This window comes from bacterium (assembly GCA_019637795.1).
Taxonomy (GTDB): domain Bacteria; phylum Desulfobacterota; class Binatia; order HRBIN30; family CADEER01; genus JAHBUY01.
In genome coordinates, this window is the sequence record JAHBUY010000007.1 from 235,076 (window position 1) to 251,810 (window position 16,735).

Sequence of the window (16,735 nt, forward strand, 5' to 3'; positions counted from 1 at the left end):
GACGCCGGCACCTCCGCCGCCCCCCGCGCCCCCTGCCCCGCCGCCGACACCGTCGCCCGAGGTGGCGGACGCCGACCTGTTCGCGCGCGAGATGCGCGGCGTGCAGCCGCTCGCCGCCACGGCGCGGCAGCGCGTGGCGCCGCCGCCGCCGGCCACGACCACGCATCCCGTGACCGACGAGGACGCGGAGGCGCTGGCCGAGCTCTCCGACCTCGTCGGCGGCACCGGCAGCTTCGACCTCGCCAACAGCATCGAGTTCATCGAGGGTGCCGCCAACGGTGTCGACCGCCGTCTCGTCCGGCGCCTGCGCGCGGGCGACTTCGCGTACCAGTCTCACCTCGATCTCCACGGCATGACCGCCGAGGAGGCGCGCGGCGCGGTCGACCGCTTTCTCAAGTCCGCGCAGCAGCAGGGCCAGCGCTGCGTCCTCATCGTCCACGGCCGCGGCCTCAACTCGAAGGACCAGGTACCGGTGCTGAAGACCCGCCTCGCCACCTGGCTGGCCCGTGGCAGTTGGGCTCGCCTGGTCCTCGCCTTCACCAGCGCCCGTCCCTGCGACGGCGGCGCCGGGGCCCTCTACGTGCTCCTCCGCCGGCAGCGAAAGACGGGACCACGGGCGCCGGTGCGCGTCACGCACGGCGCGAAGTGGTGAGCGTACCCGCGCGGGCGGCGCCGCGCGCCGGCGCGCGCCAACCGGGCGCCGTCGCCGCGGCCGCCGAGGTCACTGCAGCAGCGAGAAGATCCGGAAGCCGAGCCGCCCGTTGGCCGTGAACGGCTTCCCCCACGAGCCGAGGTCGAGGTCGCGGGCCCGTTGCAAGGCGGCGTCGCGCATCGCCGCGTTGCCGCTCAGGTGGGCGACGTAGGCGACCGCGGGGAAGGCGCGCACGTCGGGTCGGCCGGGATGCGCCATGATGGCCGCCGCGTAGCGCTGCAGCCAGTCGCGCATCGCCTCGTCGCCGGTCGCGGCGTGGGTGTGGGCGAGCGCGTCGGCGAGAATGCCGAGCTTCCAGTTGTTCGTGCCGTCGGGAGGGTGCGCCGCCATGCCGCCGGTGGCGAAGCGGCGGGCCGCCTCGAGATACTGTGGCTCGCCGGTCGCCTCGTGCACCGCGAGCAGCGCGATCTGCGGCCAGCCCCACTGTCGGGGATTGCCGCGCAGTGGGTTGCGCACGCGCGCCACGAGATAGTCGGCGATGCCGCGCGCCGCAGTGAGCGCGCGCTCGTCGCCACTGAGGTAGTAGTAGTCGATCAGCCCCTGCGCCCAGGTGTGGCCGAGATCGGGTCCGCCGAGCTGGAACGAGAAGTGGAGCGGATTCTTCGGGTGGTTCATGCCGACCCACTCCGGGCGCGCTGGCGCGGCGTGGATCACGTCGACGTCGGCATAGTGGCGGGCCGCCGCCGCGGTCGCGTCGAACAGCGCCGGATCGCCGGTGGCCGCGTACGTCAGCGCCAGCACCTCGGTCGTGTCGTACTCGAGGTTGCCCCAACTGTCGGTGCCCTTGACCGTGTCCTGGTAGCCGCGGAAGTTCCAGTCGCCCCAGTTCCACATCCCGTAAGCGCCGGTCCGCATGCGCGCGAGCCCGGCCTCCCCGCAATGGACACGACCGCAGTCGTTCCACTGCTCCCGCGCGTTGCGCTTCAGGTAGCGATCGGCGCCGGCGGCGGCCTTGCGGATGAAGCGCGCGCCCGGCTCGCGGGCCGCGATCGCGCCCGGCAAGGCGCCGCTGGCGGCGATGACCTGCGGGTCGACGACGCCGACCAGCGGCGTCGCCAGCGCCGCGCCGATGCCCGCCGGCAGGCGCTGCGGCGGCGCCAGCCAGAGCGCGAGCTCGTGCGTCTTGGCGGCGCCCACGCCGGCGTTCGCCGGATCCGCCTCGGGCGCCCAGAGGTTGTAGGTCAGCCGGTCGCGTCGCATCTCGACGCTCTGCGGATACTCCTGCCAGAACCAGCGCGAGGCGATGCCGAGGGTGCCGCGGCTGCCGCTGACCTCGACCCAGCCGGCGAGTTGCACCGCTTCGGCGTCGCCGGCGATCTCGGCCGTCTCGTTGTCGCGCTGCACCAACCGCACCCCGGTATCGGGAATGGCGCCGCTGCGCATGCGTTCCCCGACCACCCCGGCGCGCCACGTGCCGGGTTTGATCTCGCCCAGGGGCAGCGAGAGGGCGATCTGTGGCACATTGATGAAGGGCGTGGGGTAGCGGTTGATGAAGGTGTGCAGGACGCGCACGAAGGGCTGTCCGGCGTAGGCGTCGAGGCGGATCTCGTAGTCGAAGCCATTGCCGTAGGTGCCGCTGAGGGCGAGGCGGGCCCGCAACGGCCCGTGCTCGAGGATGCGGACGTCGACCGGTTTCTGCGCCTCGCCGCGCCGCTCGCCCGCGACCAACAGCGAGCCGACCGCCCCGCCGAGCGGCCGCTTCTCGCCCGCCGGCTGCAGGCCTTCGAGCAGCGCGAAGTGCTTGCGCGGCACGCGGAAGCGCAGCGCCCCGGTGTCGACGTCGACTCGCTCGCTGGCGCTGGTCACGGTGAGCGCGGCGTGCGGGCGCGGCGGCGTGCCGCGCTCGACCCGCAGACGGCGCTCCTGGCGCGGCCGCAGGTCGACCTGCGTGTCGATCAGCAACCAGCGCGTCGAGCCGTCCGGCCAACTGGCGAGGACCCGCGTCTGCACCGGCAGCGCCGCGCCGCCTTCCTCGTGGACCGCCACCGCGTCGCTCCGCTGCAGCGCCCCCCGCGGCCACGGCACGCTGAAGGTGAGCGGCCAATGGTGTCGCTCGACGCCGTCCGGTTCGCGCACGGTGACGGCGATCGGCGGCTGCGGGGCCGCGACCGCGGATCCGCCGACGACGGCGCCGAACAGAACGCCGCCGAGCAGAGCGCCACCGAATAGAGCGCGACGCAGCGGGCGCGGCAGGCGGAAGCGGCCGATCATCGAGACTCGACAGTACCCGTCTGCGCCATGGGCGAGCAAACGAGACCCGTCGCTGACGGGCGCTTCGTCGCCATCGCCGGGTCGGCTCCGGTTCGACGGCGTTGCATCGCGACCGCGCATGTGGTGTCCGGACGCGATGGTTTCCGAGCCGCCGCCGATCGCGCGTTGGCCCGCGACGCTGCTCGCGCTCCTGGTGGTCGGCGCCGCTTGGGCAACCCTCCAGCTCTGGGGTCTCGGCGACACGCCCTTCCACACCCGCGGCGAGCCGCGCGAGGCGGTGGTGGTGCAGGACCTAGTGGCCCACGACCGCTGGATCCTGCCCCGCCGCAACGGCGTCGACCTGCCGCGCAAGCCGCCCCTGTTCTATTGGCTCGGCGGCGCGACGTCGCGCGCCCTCGGCGTCGTGGACGAGCGCAGTGTGCGGCTGCCTTCGACGGTGCAGAGCGGCCTCGCCGCCCTCCTCGTCAGCGGCGCGGCGGCGACGACGGTCGGGCCGATCGCCGGCGCCGCCGCCGGTCTGATCCTGCTCAGCAGCTTCGAATGGCTGCGCGCCGCCACCGCGGCGCGGGTCGACATGACGCTCACCTTCGGCCTGACGATGGCCTTCGTCGGTCTGCTCCTGTTCGAGCGCCGCCAACGCGCCCTCTGGCTCGGGCTCTTCTACGTCGGCGCCGCCTGGGCGACCCTCGCCAAAGGCATTCCCGGCCTGGCGATTCCCGCCTTGCAGGTCGCGCTCCTGTGCGCTCGCGATCGCAGTCTGCAGCCGCTTCGTCGTCTGCAACCCCTGCGCGGCCTGCTCTTCGTCCTGCTGGTCGCCGGCGCCTGGTACGCGGCGGCGACCGCGCAGGCCGGCCGCGCCTTCCTCGCCATCGTCGCCAGCGAGAACCTGGTGCGCATCGTCGGTGCCAAGACGGCGAGCCTCGGGCACGCGCACGGCTTCGGCTACCTGGTCGGCGTGCTGCTGCTCGGCCTGCTGCCGTGGACCCTGTTCCTGCCGAGCACCGCGGTGGCCCTGTGGCGCGAACGCGCCGGCATCCACCGCGGCGATCCACGCGCCTTCGCTCTGCTCTGGGCGGCGGCGGTGTTCCTGCCCTTCGCCGTCGCCAGCAGCAAGCGCGGGGTCTATCTGCTGCCGCTCTACCCTGCCGTCGCCCTGCTGATCGGCTGGTGGGCGCAGCGGGTGTGGCGCGGCGGCACCGCCGGCGCGCCGACGCGCCCCCTGCTCGCCGCGGCGCTGTGGGCGCTCGCCATCCTCTGCGCCGTCCTCGCCATCGCCGCCACGGCCGAGCGCGCGGGTCTGCCCCTGCTCGCCTGGTTGCCGGCAATGGCGCGCGGCCGCTCCAGCGCCCACCTCGACGCCATCGTCGCGGCGGCGCACGCGCCCCGGCCGCTCTTCGCGGTGCTCTGCAGCATCGGCGCGATCGCCGCCACGACTGGCGCGCTGGCGGTTCGTGGAACGCGACCGCGTCTGCTCCTGGCGGCCGTCGTCGGGGTCACCGGCGCCCTGGTGCTGGCCGTCCGGCTCGTGGTGATGCCGGCGATCGGCGCGGTGGAGACGCGGCGCGGCTTCGTCGCCGCGATGCGAGAGGCGGTGCGCGACCCCGCCGGCGTCCACACCGTGCCGAATCTCGACTATGGCACCATCTTCTACTGGGGCGGCGCCATGCCGGTCTACGATCCGCGGAGCGGCGGCGACCCACCGCCCTATCTGGTGATGCCGGACGCCGCCTGGCTCCGCGCCCCGGCCCGACTGCGCGATCAGTACGAACGGATCACCGGCTTGCCGGCGACCGCTGGCGGCGAGGGAGCCCCAGCGCTTCTGACGCGGCGTCCCTCGGTACCGACCGTCGAGTGACGAACCCACCGCGGGCGTCGGAGACGCCGCGGCCGCAGCCGCCGCAGCCGCGAATTGACATCACCGCTGTCGTCACCTACCGTCGCGCCACTTCGCGGGCGTAATTCAGTGGTAGAATGCCAGCTTCCCAAGCTGGACGTCGCCGGTTCGACCCCGGTCGCCCGCTCTCCGCGAAAGCCCTTGTGTCACAAGGGCTTTCGTCGTTTCTGCTTCACGTGCGAGGTGGCTGCGTTCGGCTGTGGGCAGGCCGGTTTGCCAGGGCGATCGGCGACCACCGCTCTCGGCGCCCGGCCAGGCGCCGGGATCGCTCCGTAGCGCGTCGCTTCGCGCGCCCGACCGCCGTCGGGCTACTCGAAGGCCAGGGCGAGGAACTTCTCTCGGCCGGCACCCGGGACGCGCGGAGGCGCGACGCCGACCTCGTCGCGCCAGAATGCGGGATCGGTGAGCAGCGCGGCAACAGCGCGCAGGTGGCCGTCCTGCGTGAAGATGACGCCACCGGGGCGCAGGCGCGGCGCCAGGTGGGCGAGGCAGGTGCGGGTCGAAGCCAGCAGGTCGACGTCGAGCAGCACGACATCGACGGGCGCCGCGAAGCGCGGCAGGGTGTCGGCGAACCAGCCCTTGCGATACTCGACCACCTGCGGCGCGCCGAAGGCGGCGACGGTGCGCTGCACCTCGCGCAAGCGGCCGTGGAAGGCGCCGCGGCGGAACACCATCGGGCGGCCGTCGAGCGCCTCGTGCCGCTCCTCGTTCGGCGGCATGCCGCGGAACGAGTCGAAGACGACCAGCCGACCACCGGCCCGCGCCGTCACCAACGACAGCTTGGCGGTGCTGGCTCCCTTGCCGACCCCGCATTCGACCACCGTCAGGCCGGGCGTCCCGGTCCGGGACAGGATCGCCTGCGCCACGGTCAGCATCTCCGCCTGGGTGTGGTAGGCGCGCACGTGATTGGTGATGCGCACGAAGCGCGCCAGCAGGCGCAGGTCGCTTCGCCAGGGTCGGCCAGCCGCGCGCGATGCGCGCAGGAAGGCGAGCACGGCGTGACGATCCCGGCCGGCGAGGAAGCGCAGGGACTGCAGGCGACGGTAGATCGTGGCGCGACCGCGCCGCAGCATCGGGGCGCGTCGCCTTAATACGGAAGTGGACGGAAGGGCCATGGGAGAGCGCGGGAGCGGCCCGTGTCCAACCACATTCCGGATCGAAAGTCGCGCCCCGCCGCGGGCGGCCGAACGGGACTCGGGCACCTGCCGCTGGTCCAGGCGGCGGCGCCGCGATCCGATGCGGTGCGCGCGTTACGGCAGGGCCTCGTAGCGGATGTCGAGGATCTCGAGCTCCTCGTCGCCGCGGGGCGTCTTCAGCGTCACCACGTCGCCGACGGTGCCCTTCAGCAGCGCCGTCGCGATCGGCGAGATCCAGCTCACGCGGCCGCGGGCGGGATCGCTCTCGTCGACGCCGACGATGCTGACCGTGCGCTCGCCACCGTTCGCATCGGCGACGGTGACGGTCGCCCCGAAGTAGACCTTCTCGTGCTCCCTGCCGGCGTTGTCGACCACCACCGCCGCCTCGATCCGCTGCCGGAGGAAGCGGATGCGGCGGTCGATCTCCCGCAACCGGCGCTTGCCGTAGATGTAGTCACCGTTCTCCGAGCGGTCGCCGTTGCTCGCCGCCCAGGCGATGATGTCGACGAGCTTCGGGCGTTCGATCCGCCACAGTTTCGACAGCTCGTCGTGCAGGCGCTGCAGCCCGGCGGGCGTGATGTAGTTCGCGCCCTCGCGCGGCGGGGCGGTGGCGGCGACCTCGTCGCCGTCGTCGCCGTCCGGTTCCCTGGTGAAGGCCTTGCTCATCGGAAGCGGTCGCGAGGGCCGCCTCTACCACCTGCCGCCGGGGCGCGCCATGCTCCCCCCAGCCGGGCGGCCGATGGCCGCCTCCCGCTACAGCGTGCGCCGGAAGAGGACGGTGGCCAGCGCCATGGTCACGACCGTGAAGCCGAGCAGCACCGCCAGGTCGACGCCGATGGCCGCCAGGCCGGTGTTCTTCAGCACCAGCGCCTTGAAGCCATGCACCGCATAGGTGAAGGGATCGACGACGGCGAGCGCCTGCATCCAGCCGGGAAAGGCGTTGACCGGATAGACGGCGCCGCTGGGGTAGAACAGCACGGTGCTCAACACGCCGTAGATGGCGCGCGGGATCAGGGGGTCGCTGACCCGCACCATGAGCAGGAACATCATGCTGATCAGCGCCAGCGACGTCGTGACCACCATGGTCATCATGCGCAACAGGCGCAGCGGGTCCAGGGGGTGGGGAATGCCGGCGATCAGCGAGCCGGCGATCACCAGCACGGTGCCGGCGACGATCGCCTTGGCGGCGCCGGCGAGGGTGAAGCCGAGGATCAGCTCGAGCTTGCGGATCGGCGTCACCAGATAGCCCTCGTGCAGGCCGCGCGCCTTGTCGTCGATGAAGATGATGCCGCCGCCGATCATGGCGGACACGAAGATCGCCAGCACGATGCTGCCGGGCAGCAGGTACTGGACGTACGGGACGTACGGGTAGACCTCGACGATCGACAGCGTCGCGCCGCTGGCGACGCGCTCCTGCGGTGGCGGGTGGTTGTACGGCCCGAGCATCGCCGCCAGCGCGCCCTCGAGCGTCGCCGCCGCGAACTGGTCGGTATTGTCCTCGATCAGCGCCAGGCGCGGACCAGCGCCGGCCAGGACCTGGCGCGAGAAGTTGGGCGGAATGTTCAGCACGCCGCTGATCCTGCCGTTGCGCAGGTCGTCGAGCGCTCGCGCCTGGTCGCTGTAGGCGACGGTCTCGAAGGTCCTGGCGTTGGCGGCCACGGCCTGCAGCATCTCCCGCACCTTCACCGCCGGCACGCCGTGGTCCTGGTCGACCACGCCGACCGCGAGATCCTTCACCCGGCCGCCGAAGGCGTGTCCGAGCACGACCAACTGGACGACCGGCATGAGCATGGAGACGACGATCAGGCTCGGGCTGCGTCGGAAACGGCGCAGGTCGCGTTCGATGATGGCCCAGATGCGGTGCACGGCAGCGCCTCGCTAGGGAACCTCTGCACAGGTCCCGTCAGTGAATGAAATCGTGAAAACTTGGACGGCTCCCGGCATCAGCAGGGCTCGACGAGCGAGAATTCGCCGCCAGCCGGGTGGAATTGCCGGGGGCCCGCGTATCGCCGGAGTGTCGAGGTTCGTGGCATTGCGTTCACAGTCCGCGTTCGCCCATTCACAGCGCGCACCGCGCCCCCGCGGGCAGGAGGTGATGACGGACACTGTACAGATTCGCCAATGCGAACATCGTCTGCGCTCGCGCCAGGTTCTTGGCCAAGCCGCGGTAGCGCACCTTGGCGAATCCCCACAGCCGCTTCACGATGTGAAACGGATGTTCGCCGCGCGCGCGAATGCGCGAGCGCGCCCGGTTGATCTGGCGCCACCGCTCGCTCAGCGGCTGACGACCCGCCTGACGCCGATTCATGCGGTACCGCACTCCGGCCGCCTCGAACGCCTGGCGATCGGCTTCCTTCCAGTACGCCTTGTCCCCGTACACCGCGCTCTCCTCGCCATGGAGCAGCTCCTCCAATTGCGTGATGTCCGCGGTCGCCGCATTGGTGGCCACCACGCTGTGCACGCGGCCCCGCGTATCGGTCCCAATGTGCAGCTTCATCCCGAAGTGCCACTGGTTCCCCTTGCGCGTCTGCTTCATCTCGGGATCGCGCGCTTTGTCCGCGTTTTTGGTCGAACTCGGCGCGGCGATGATCGTCGCATCCACAATGGTGCCGGCCTTCAGCAACAGCCGCTTCGCCTGCAGCAGCTCCTTCACCAGCTCGAAGAGCTTCGCCGTCAGGCCCTGCTTCTCCAGCAGGTGGCGGAAACGCAAAATCGTCGTTTCGTCGGGGACGACATCCTCGCTCAACTCGATGCGCACAAAGCGCCGGATCGACTCGCTGTCGTACAGCGAGTCCTCTGCTTGCGGGTCAGACAGGTTGAACCACTGCTGGACGAAGTAAATCCGCAGCATTTTCTCCAACCCCAGGGGCTGCCGGCCGTTGCCCGCCTTCGGGTAGTGCGGCGCAATCACCCGCAGCAACTCGGCCCACGGCACCACGGCATCCATTTCCGCCAGGAACCGTTCGCGACGCGTCACCTTGCCCTTCTGGCTCCACGCCACCGACGCAAACGTTTGCTGCTTCTCCATCACCACACCACCTCCGCACTCAGCTGCGGCGCACTATACATGACGCCCCGGCCTTATGCAGAGGTTCCCTAGCGGTTGTACATGAAGTTGGGATCGTACCTGGGGGCGCTCTGCAGCGCGTCGCGAAGCTGGTGGCCGGTGTAGTGGACGAAGACGTCGTCCAGGGTCGTGCTCTGCACCGACAGCGACTCGACCGCGATGCCCGCCTGGCGCGCCGCTTCCATCACCCCGACCGTGGTCCGCGGCCCGTTGTGCGAGGAGATGCGGAAGACGTGCTCATCGGCGCGCACGTCGGCGACGTCGGGCAGCGCCGCCAGCGTCGCCGTCCAGTCCGCCGGCGGCCGGTCGAAGCTCACCTCGAGGATGTTCTTCCCGGGAATGGAGGCCTTCAGCTTGAGCGGCGAGTCGAGCGCGACGAGCTGCCCGTGGTCGACGATGGCGATGCGGTCGCAGAGCTTGTCGGCCTCGTCCATGTAGTGCGTCGTCACCAGGATGGTCAGGTCCCGCTCGCGCTTGAGGCGCGACAGCATCTCCCAGACGGCGACGCGCGACACCGGGTCGAGGCCGGTGGTCGGCTCGTCGAGGAAGAAGATGCGCGGCTCGTGTACCAGGCCGCGCGCGATCTCCAGGCGCCGGCGCATGCCGCCGGAGAACATCTTCACCGGCTTGTCCGCCCACGGCGTCAGGTCCACCGCCTCGAGCAGGGCGGCGATGGTCCGGCGCCGCCGCTCGCGCGGGATGCCGTAGAGCTTGGCGAAGATGCTCAGGTTCTCGGCCGCGGAGAGGTCGAGGTCGGAGGTCATCGCCTGCGGGATGACGCCGATGCAGGCGCGCACCTCGTTGGCCTGGCGGACGATGTCGAAGCCGTTGATCCGCGCCGTGCCGCCCGACGGCGGCAGCAGCGTCGTCAGCATGCGGATCAGCGTCGACTTGCCCGCCCCGTTCGGGCCGAGCAGGCCGAAGACCTCGCCGTGCTCGACGCTGAAGCTCAGCCCGTCGACGGCGCGGAAGTCGCCGAAGGTCTTGGCGATCGCCTCGACCTCGACGTCGAGCACGGGGGCGCTCATCGCGCCGCCTCGCCCGCCGCCGGGCGCGCCGCCAGCGGCAGGACGACGTAGGCGGTCATGCCGACCGCCAGATCGCGCTCGGCGTTGTCGCAGCGCAGGCGGATCTCGAAGGTCTTGATGTCGCGCTTGGTGCGGCTGACGTCGCGCTGGGTGGCGAAATCGGCGTCGACCCCGCGGTGGATCACGGCGCAGAGGCGCTCGCTGCCCGACGGCAGCCGCACGGTCATCCGATCCCCCAGCCGCACCGCATCGATGTAGGTCTCCTCGACATCGGCGCGCACCCAGAGATCGTCGGGATCGATCAGGGTGAGGATCGCGCGTCCGGGCGCCACCACCTCGCCGGGACGCGCCGCGCGCACGTCGACGATGCCGTCGATCGGCGCGCGGATCTCGGTGTCGTCGAGGTGGACCTGCGCCTTCTCCCGCTGCGCGCCGGCCGCCGCCAGTCGGTGGCGGTTGGCCTCGAGGGTGGCGCGGCGGGCGGCGACCTGATCGGCGTTGCCCTTGGCCAGCGCGACCGCGGCCTCCGCCGCCTGCTCCTGCTTGCCCAGCGCCTCGACGTGCGCCGTCGCCGCCGCGAACGCGGTGCGCGCCTGGTCGAAGGCCTGCGCCGCCTCCACCCCCTTGCGGTACATGGCCTCCGCGCGCCGGAAGGTCAGACGCGCGTTCTCCTCGTCGGCCACCGCCTGCGCCACTTGCGCCTGGGCGGCCGCCAGGTTGGCCTCCGCCTGGTGCGTCGCGTTGCTGGTCTGCGCCTCCTGAAAACGCAGGTTGGCCTCGGCCTCCTCGACCTGCGCCGCCGACTGCCGCTCGCTGTCGGCATAGAAATCGACGTCCGCCTTCCACTCCCGCGGCCGGATGCGCGCGAGGAGCTGGCCACGCTCGACGACGTCGCCCTCGCGCGCCGCGAGCTCCTGCAGCCGGCCCTGGATCTCGGCGCCGACGATGACGTCGTCCGTGGTCACCACGCCGGTGAGCACGATCTCGTCGGGACGGCGGGGCAGCAGGGCGGCGAGCGCGGCCCCCAGGATGGCGGCGGCGACGAGGACGATCGGCAGGCGGCGCGTCATGAGGAACTGGCTCCGGAGTCGAGGAAGAGGCCGTGCCGGATGAAGTCCAGCACCTCGCGCTTGCGGCGCGCCAGGCTGGCGGGCGCGTAGGCGTCGGCGTGACCGAGGACCCGGAGCACCGGAGCGGCGGAGAAGTAGAAGACGATCAATCCGACCACCGACATGGCCGTGTGCCGGGGATCCGTGCGGCGGAACTCGCCCGCCCGGACGCCGCGTTCGAGCAGCTTCTTGAACGCGGCGTTGCGCGGCACCAGATAGCGGCGCGCCAGGCGTTCGAGGGAGCGGCCGCGCGCCGTCATCAGTTGGTGGTAGAGCGCCGCATAGCGACGCCGGGCGCTGATGAAGTCGAAGTAGAGGCTGACGTAGCGCAGCAGGACCGCGCCCGCCGGTCCGGGCTCCTGCAACACCGCCACCGCCTGGCGGTTGAACTCGCGGAAGTGATCGTCCATCACCGCCTCGTAGAGCCCGCCCTTGCTTCCGAAGTAGTAGTAGAGGAGCGCCTTGTTGACCCCCGCCGTGGCGGCGATGGCGTCGATCCGCGCCCCCTCCATGCCGGCGCGGGCGAAGGCATCCTCCGCCGCGGCCAGTATCGCGGCGCGGCTGTCCGGTCCCCGCGCCGGTGCGGGCGCGGGTCGGCGGTCCTTCGAGGCGGCGCGAGGGGGCATGCGATCACGCGCGCGGCGCGGACTCATACGGAGCCGCGGAGACACAGGGCCGGCCCGCGAGCGCAGCGCTCCGGGCCCGTGCGGGTCCCCTCGCGCGCGATCCCCTGCAGGGCATCGAGGAGGCGGGGCGAGGACATCCTGGACCATTCAGCGCGCGCGGCCACGTTGTTGCGTCTCCGGGTGAAGGTGTCGTCACGGCGAGATCAACCTCGATACGACAAGACACCTTCACCACGGAGGCACGGAGCCACGGAGGGTGCAGCGTCGGAACGGCGGGTGGGTGCGATCCCCATGGCCATTGCTGATGGCGTTGAGGATCTCGACCCCGAACCCCCTCGTGTCCAGGTTGCTCCGTGTCTCCATGCCTCCGTGGTGAAATGTGCTCGTCATATCGGGGTTAACTGACTGGTTAGTTGGACCCGAAGGCCCAGCCGGAGTCAAGGTGCCCGTCCGGCGCTGCGCCACGGCGCGCGCCGCGGCGTCCGTCCCCGCCGCGATGGAGCCTTGCATCCCGGGACCCGACGCACGTACACGAGATCGATGACGACGCACTCCCTAGCGGCTCGGAGCCGCGCCGCCGCGCTGGCGCTGGCGACGCTGGCCGTGGTGATGGCGGGGCGGCCGCTGCGTGCCCAGGACTGCGCCGGCGATTGCGCGGCAACCGGCGCGGTCGGGGTGAGTGACATCCTGCGCTGCGTTGCCATCGACCTCGGGCGCAGTCCGCTCGCCGCGTGTGACGCCTGCGACGTCGATGGCGATACCCGGGTCTCTGTCGACGAGCTGGTCGCGGCGGTCGCGGCGGCGCTCGGCGGCTGCCCCGCCCCGCCGGTGGCGAGCGCCGTCGCCCGCTTCACGGTGCCCGAGGCCGGCGCCCTGGACTGGGGCGACGTGCCCTTCCCCAGCGATCTCTACCGCGACGACGCGGGCGCGATCCGCATCGGCGCGCTGCCCATCAGCGCGGCGGAGACCCCGCTGCAGCGCGCGATGCGCGACCTGCTGCAGGGGCGTGACGGCTTCTGCGCGACCTGCAACGCGTACTTCGTCATCGAGGGCGCGATCGATCCGGCCAGTCTGCCGGCCGACGACAGCCCCGGCGCCGCTGACGCCGCCCTCCTGGTCGACGTCGATCCCGGGTCGCCGGAGCGCGGGCGCCTGATTGCCCTCCGCCTGGAATGGAACGGCGAGCGCCACCTCCTGGCCCTGCGACCGAACCCCGGGATCGCCCTGCATCGCAATCGGCGCTACGCGGCCGTCCTGACGACGGCCCTGCGAGCGGCCGACGGGAGGCCGGTCGGCGCCAGCCCGACCTTCGCCGCGGCGAAGCGACGCCACACCAGCAGCAGCGCTCCCGCGATCGAGCGGGCGCGGACGGTCGTCGCGGCGGCGCTCGACGAGCTCGAGCGGATCGGCATCGGGCGCAACCGCATCGTCGCCCTAGCGCCGTATACCACCGAGGACGTGACCGCCGACGTGCTCGGCACGCGGGCCGCGGTGCAGGGCGGCGCGCCGCTGCCGGTGACGATCGACCGCTGGCGGCGCGGCGAGGAGATCGACGAGTTGCTGGGCATTCCCGGCGAAGACCGTCCCGGGATCGACGTGCCGCCGGCCGAGGGCGTGGCGGGCACCCGCGCGATCGCGCACGACGCGATCGGCGACGTCATCACGGGGGTCTTCCTGGCGCCCCGCGTCGTCACCGGAAGCGGCACCGAGATCGGCACGGCCCGGCGCGACGCGAGCGGCGCGGTGGTCGCTGGCCCGCGGCAGCCGGTGCCCTTCGTGCTCACCCTGCCGCGCGCGCCCGCGGCGCCCGCCGTCCCCCTCCTGGTCGCGCACCACGGATTCAGCGCCAGCCGCGTCACCGGCTTCGCCTCCGCCAACACGGCGGCGCGCGCCGGCTTCGCGGTGTTGGCGATCGACGCCTACCAGCATGGCGATCGGGCCGCCTCGGCGACGGACACCCTGCACGCGATGCGCGGCAACGTGCCCGGCCCCGACGGCTTCGCCGAGACCGTGGCGCTGGACGTGACCGGCCGCGTCTTCGGCGTCCTCGGCGCCGCGCCCGGCCTCGAGTCCTTCACCGGGTACTCGCTGGGCGCGTTCCTGCAGTTCGAGGCCGACATCGTGGCGGCGGTGCGCATCGCCCGCGACGGCGAGCTGCTGGCGGCGCTGCGCGACGCCGGCGTCGCGTCGCTGGCGGGCTTCGACCCGCGGCGCATCGGCTTCATCGGCAACTCGCTCGGCGCCGTGGTGGGCGCCGCAGTGCTCGCCGCCGAGCCCGACGTCGGCTTCGGGATCCAGAACGTGCCGCCCGGATCGATCGTCGAGACGCTCGCCGAATCACCCGAGTTCCGGCCCCTGGTCGACTCCCTGTTCCTACCCCTGCTCGGCGTCGTCGGCCCGTTCGACGAAGTGGATCGCCATCTCCTCTTCGATCCGCTGGTCGACCTGACGCGCTGGATTCTCGAGCCGATCGACCCGCTGGCCCTCGCCCCCTACCTGCTCGCCGACCCGGTGCGTGCGGGGGGCGCGCCGGAGATCCTCTTCCAGGTGGCCGCGCTGGACGAGGTCGCGGCGCCGCGCCCGACCGCCGCGATGCTCGCCGCGACCGGCACGACGCGCGCCACCCGCTACGATCCCGCGGCGCACGGCATGCTGGAGGTGCTGGCCCAGTCGTCGCGCTACGTGCCGCCCGCCGCGCCCCCGTTCGTCCTGCGGCCGATGGAGATCGCCGTGCTGAACCCGCTCGTCGCCGAGCACGACGAGATCGAGGCCTTCCTGATCGAGCAGACGCAGTCGGAGTAGCGGCGCCTCACGACCGGCGCCGCGCCGGCACCGCCCCGATGTCGTCGTTGCGCATCCTGTCGCCGGGCGTGTTCGGCGCGCACCGCGTGCAGCGACTGCCCGGGCGGGTCCCGGCGTCAGCGGTCGCGGCTACTCGTTGGCGGCGCGGGCGGCGGCGCGGCTGCGAAATTCCAGGCCTTCGAAACGGCCCGACTTCCGCCAATCGTCGATGTAGTTGAAGAAGGCCACCGGCCCACCGGGATAGCCGCCGGTGCTGATGCGCTCGCGCCGGCCGAACGGACGCCCCTCGTTGTTGTAGTAGCCGGGGGTGCACTCGGGGTTGCCGAGGAAGGTGAGCGGCGCGCTCTCGATCTGCTCCACCCAGCGCTGTTCGGCCTCGGCCGTCGCCTCCACCTCGTCGGCAGCGACGTCCAGCGCATGTCGGACCACGGCGGCGATGGTGGTCCCGGCGTCGGTGAGGTTGTGGGTTATGTTCGATACCAGGTTGGCCGCCTGCGTCATGCCGACGATGAACAGGTTCGGGAAGCCGTGCACGTGGATGCCGTGCAGCGTCTGCAGGCCGTCGGCCCAGTGCTGCGACAGCGTCTCGCCGCCGCGCCCGACGGTCTCGAAGCCGGCGCGGCGCCGGTAGTCGGTGCCGACCTCGAACCCGGAGGCGAAGATCAGGCAGTCGACGTCGTAGTGCCGTCCGCCGACCCAGACGCCCGTCGCGTCGATACGCTCGACGCCCTTGCCGTCGGTGTCGACGAGGTGGACGTTCGCCCGGTTGTACGTCTGCAGGTATTCGTCGTGGAAGCACGGACGCTTGCACAGTTGGCGGTACCAGGGCTTCAGGGCCTCGGCGGTCGCCCGGTCCTTCACGATGGCGTCGACCCGGGCGCGGATCTCGGTCATCTTCTCGTCGTCGCTGTCTTCGAACGCCTTCTGGATGGTGGCCGGATCGAAGCTGGCGCCGGCGTTCATCTCGGCGACGATGCGGTCGCGGACGCGGATGGCGATGTCGGTCCAGCCGTCCTGCACCAGGTCCGCGTCGGCGAAACCGCCGGTCTGCAGGGTCGCGAAGTTCATCAGCCACTCGTGCTGCCAGCCTGGCGCCAGGGTCGCGAACCACTTCGGGTCGATGGGATGGTTGTTGCGCACGTCGATCGACGAGGGGGTGCGCTGGAAGACGTACAGCTCCTTGGCATCGCGGCCGAGCGGTGGGATGCACTGCACCGCGGTCGCTCCGGTGCCGATGATGCCGACCCGCTTGTCGGCGAGCCCGGTCATGGGCGCGCCGGCGGGGTCGCCACCGGTGTAGGCGTAGTCCCAGCGGCTGGTGTGGAACGCGTGCCCGGCGAAGGTCTCGATTCCCGGAATGCCGGGCAGCTTCGGTCGGTGCAGCGGTCCGGTGCCCATGGCGACGAAGCGCGCCCTGATGGCGTCGCCGCGGTTGGTGCGGATGATCCAGCGCGCGGCGTCCTCGTCCCATTCGAGGCCGGTGACGGCGGTCGAGAACAGCGCCTGCTCGTACAGGCCGAAGGTGCGAGCGATGCGCTGCGCGTGGGCGAAGATCTCGGTCGCGAAGGTGTACTTCTGGGTCGGCATGTGCCCGGTCTCTTCGAGCAGCGGCAGATAGACCATTGCCGCGGTGTCGCACATCGCGCCCGGATAGCGGTTCCAGTACCAGGTGCCGCCGACGTCGCTGCCGCCCTCGATGAGCAGGAAGTCGTCGATGCCCGCCTGCTTCAGGCGCGCCCCGGTCACCAGACCGGCGAAGCCGCCGCCGATGAACGCCACCGTCACTTCATCGTGACGCGGCGCCCGCTCCGCGCGCTGGGCGTGGGGATCGTCGAGGAAGTGGGCGAAGCGACCGGTCGGCTCGATGTACTGGTCGTTGCCGTCGGGGCGCAGCCGCTTGTCGCGCTCCTGCCGGTACCTGACCCGCAGGGCATCGCGTTCGCTCTGGCTCAGGTGCGCGTGCTCGGTCTGGTTCGTCATCTCCCCTCCTCTGCTCGGGCGCGGCGGCCGATCGACAGCAGCGGCCGTGCCAACGTTCATCGGCCGATCCGCCCATGTCCCCGGGGTCGGACGGACGAACCGTCTTCGCACCGCGGCCAAGCCAGAGCGGCCACCTTCCGAAATATGGCAGAACCGCCGCCGATGAAACG

Annotated in this window: 12 protein-coding genes and 1 tRNA gene; 4 read left to right on the top strand and 9 right to left on the bottom strand. The window is 71.8% G+C overall.

The genetic code is table 11. The features are described from left to right. Positions 1-91: 91 nt before the first annotated feature. Positions 92-652 (top strand): Smr/MutS family protein, encoded by a 561-nt coding sequence (locus tag KF840_22775; GenBank protein ID MBX3027730.1) that lies wholly within the window; start codon positions 92-94, stop codon positions 650-652. Positions 653-721: 69 nt separating this feature from the next. Here KF840_22775 and KF840_22780 read toward each other — a convergent pair whose 3' ends face one another. Further along, a complete protein-coding gene (locus tag KF840_22780) occupies positions 722-2,923 on the bottom strand; it encodes a glycoside hydrolase family 127 protein (protein MBX3027731.1) in 2,202 nt (733 codons plus the stop codon). Between the two features lie 136 nt (positions 2,924-3,059). Here KF840_22780 and KF840_22785 point away from each other — a divergent pair, with 136 nt between their 5' ends. Further along, positions 3,060-4,778, top strand: a complete 1,719-nt coding sequence (locus KF840_22785) for a glycosyltransferase family 39 protein (protein ID MBX3027732.1) — start codon at positions 3,060-3,062, stop codon at positions 4,776-4,778. Positions 4,779-4,872: 94 nt separating this feature from the next. Continuing rightward, positions 4,873-4,944: transfer RNA gene (locus KF840_22790), tRNA-Gly, on the top strand. 181 nt (positions 4,945-5,125) lie between these two features. Here KF840_22790 and KF840_22795 read toward each other — a convergent pair. The 7 genes from KF840_22795 to KF840_22825 all read right to left on the bottom strand — a co-directional run bounded on the left by KF840_22795 (position 5,126) and on the right by KF840_22825 (position 11,783). After that, positions 5,126-5,890, bottom strand: a complete 765-nt coding sequence (locus tag KF840_22795) for a class I SAM-dependent methyltransferase (GenBank protein MBX3027733.1) — start codon at positions 5,888-5,890, stop codon at positions 5,126-5,128. A 177-nt stretch (positions 5,891-6,067) separates the two neighbouring features. Next, positions 6,068-6,619 (bottom strand): transcription elongation factor GreB, encoded by a 552-nt coding sequence (greB, locus tag KF840_22800; GenBank protein ID MBX3027734.1) that lies wholly within the window; start codon positions 6,617-6,619, stop codon positions 6,068-6,070. An 87-nt stretch (positions 6,620-6,706) separates the two neighbouring features. Continuing rightward, positions 6,707-7,819: an ABC transporter permease gene (locus tag KF840_22805; protein MBX3027735.1), complete on the bottom strand. Its 1,113-nt coding sequence runs from the start codon at positions 7,817-7,819 to the stop codon at positions 6,707-6,709. 193 nt (positions 7,820-8,012) lie between these two features. Then, positions 8,013-8,981 carry an IS5 family transposase gene (locus KF840_22810; protein MBX3027736.1) on the bottom strand — a complete coding sequence of 323 codons (969 nt, stop codon included), beginning with the start codon at positions 8,979-8,981 and terminating at the stop codon, positions 8,013-8,015. A gap of 68 nt (positions 8,982-9,049) precedes the next feature. Next, complete coding sequence (locus tag KF840_22815; protein ID MBX3027737.1) at positions 9,050-10,048, bottom strand: ATP-binding cassette domain-containing protein; 999 nt, start codon at positions 10,046-10,048, stop codon at positions 9,050-9,052. Further along, on the bottom strand, positions 10,045-11,118 hold the full coding sequence (locus tag KF840_22820; GenBank protein ID MBX3027738.1) for an efflux RND transporter periplasmic adaptor subunit: 1,074 nt from the start codon (positions 11,116-11,118) through the stop codon (positions 10,045-10,047). The genes KF840_22815 and KF840_22820 overlap by 4 nt, the downstream gene beginning before the upstream one ends. Then, positions 11,115-11,783, bottom strand: coding sequence for a TetR/AcrR family transcriptional regulator (locus tag KF840_22825; GenBank protein ID MBX3027739.1), 669 nt, complete (start codon positions 11,781-11,783; stop codon positions 11,115-11,117). The genes KF840_22820 and KF840_22825 overlap by 4 nt, the downstream gene beginning before the upstream one ends. 540 nt (positions 11,784-12,323) lie before the next feature. Here KF840_22825 and KF840_22830 point away from each other — a divergent pair. After that, positions 12,324-14,585, top strand: a complete 2,262-nt coding sequence (locus KF840_22830) for a hypothetical protein (protein MBX3027740.1) — start codon at positions 12,324-12,326, stop codon at positions 14,583-14,585. 129 nt (positions 14,586-14,714) lie between these two features. Here the strand turns inward: KF840_22830 and KF840_22835 are convergent, their stop codons facing one another. After that, the gene (locus KF840_22835) at positions 14,715-16,565 is read right to left on the bottom strand and encodes an NAD(P)/FAD-dependent oxidoreductase (GenBank protein ID MBX3027741.1); all 1,851 of its coding nucleotides are present in this window, start codon (positions 16,563-16,565) and stop codon (positions 14,715-14,717) included. Positions 16,566-16,735 lie beyond the last annotated feature (170 nt).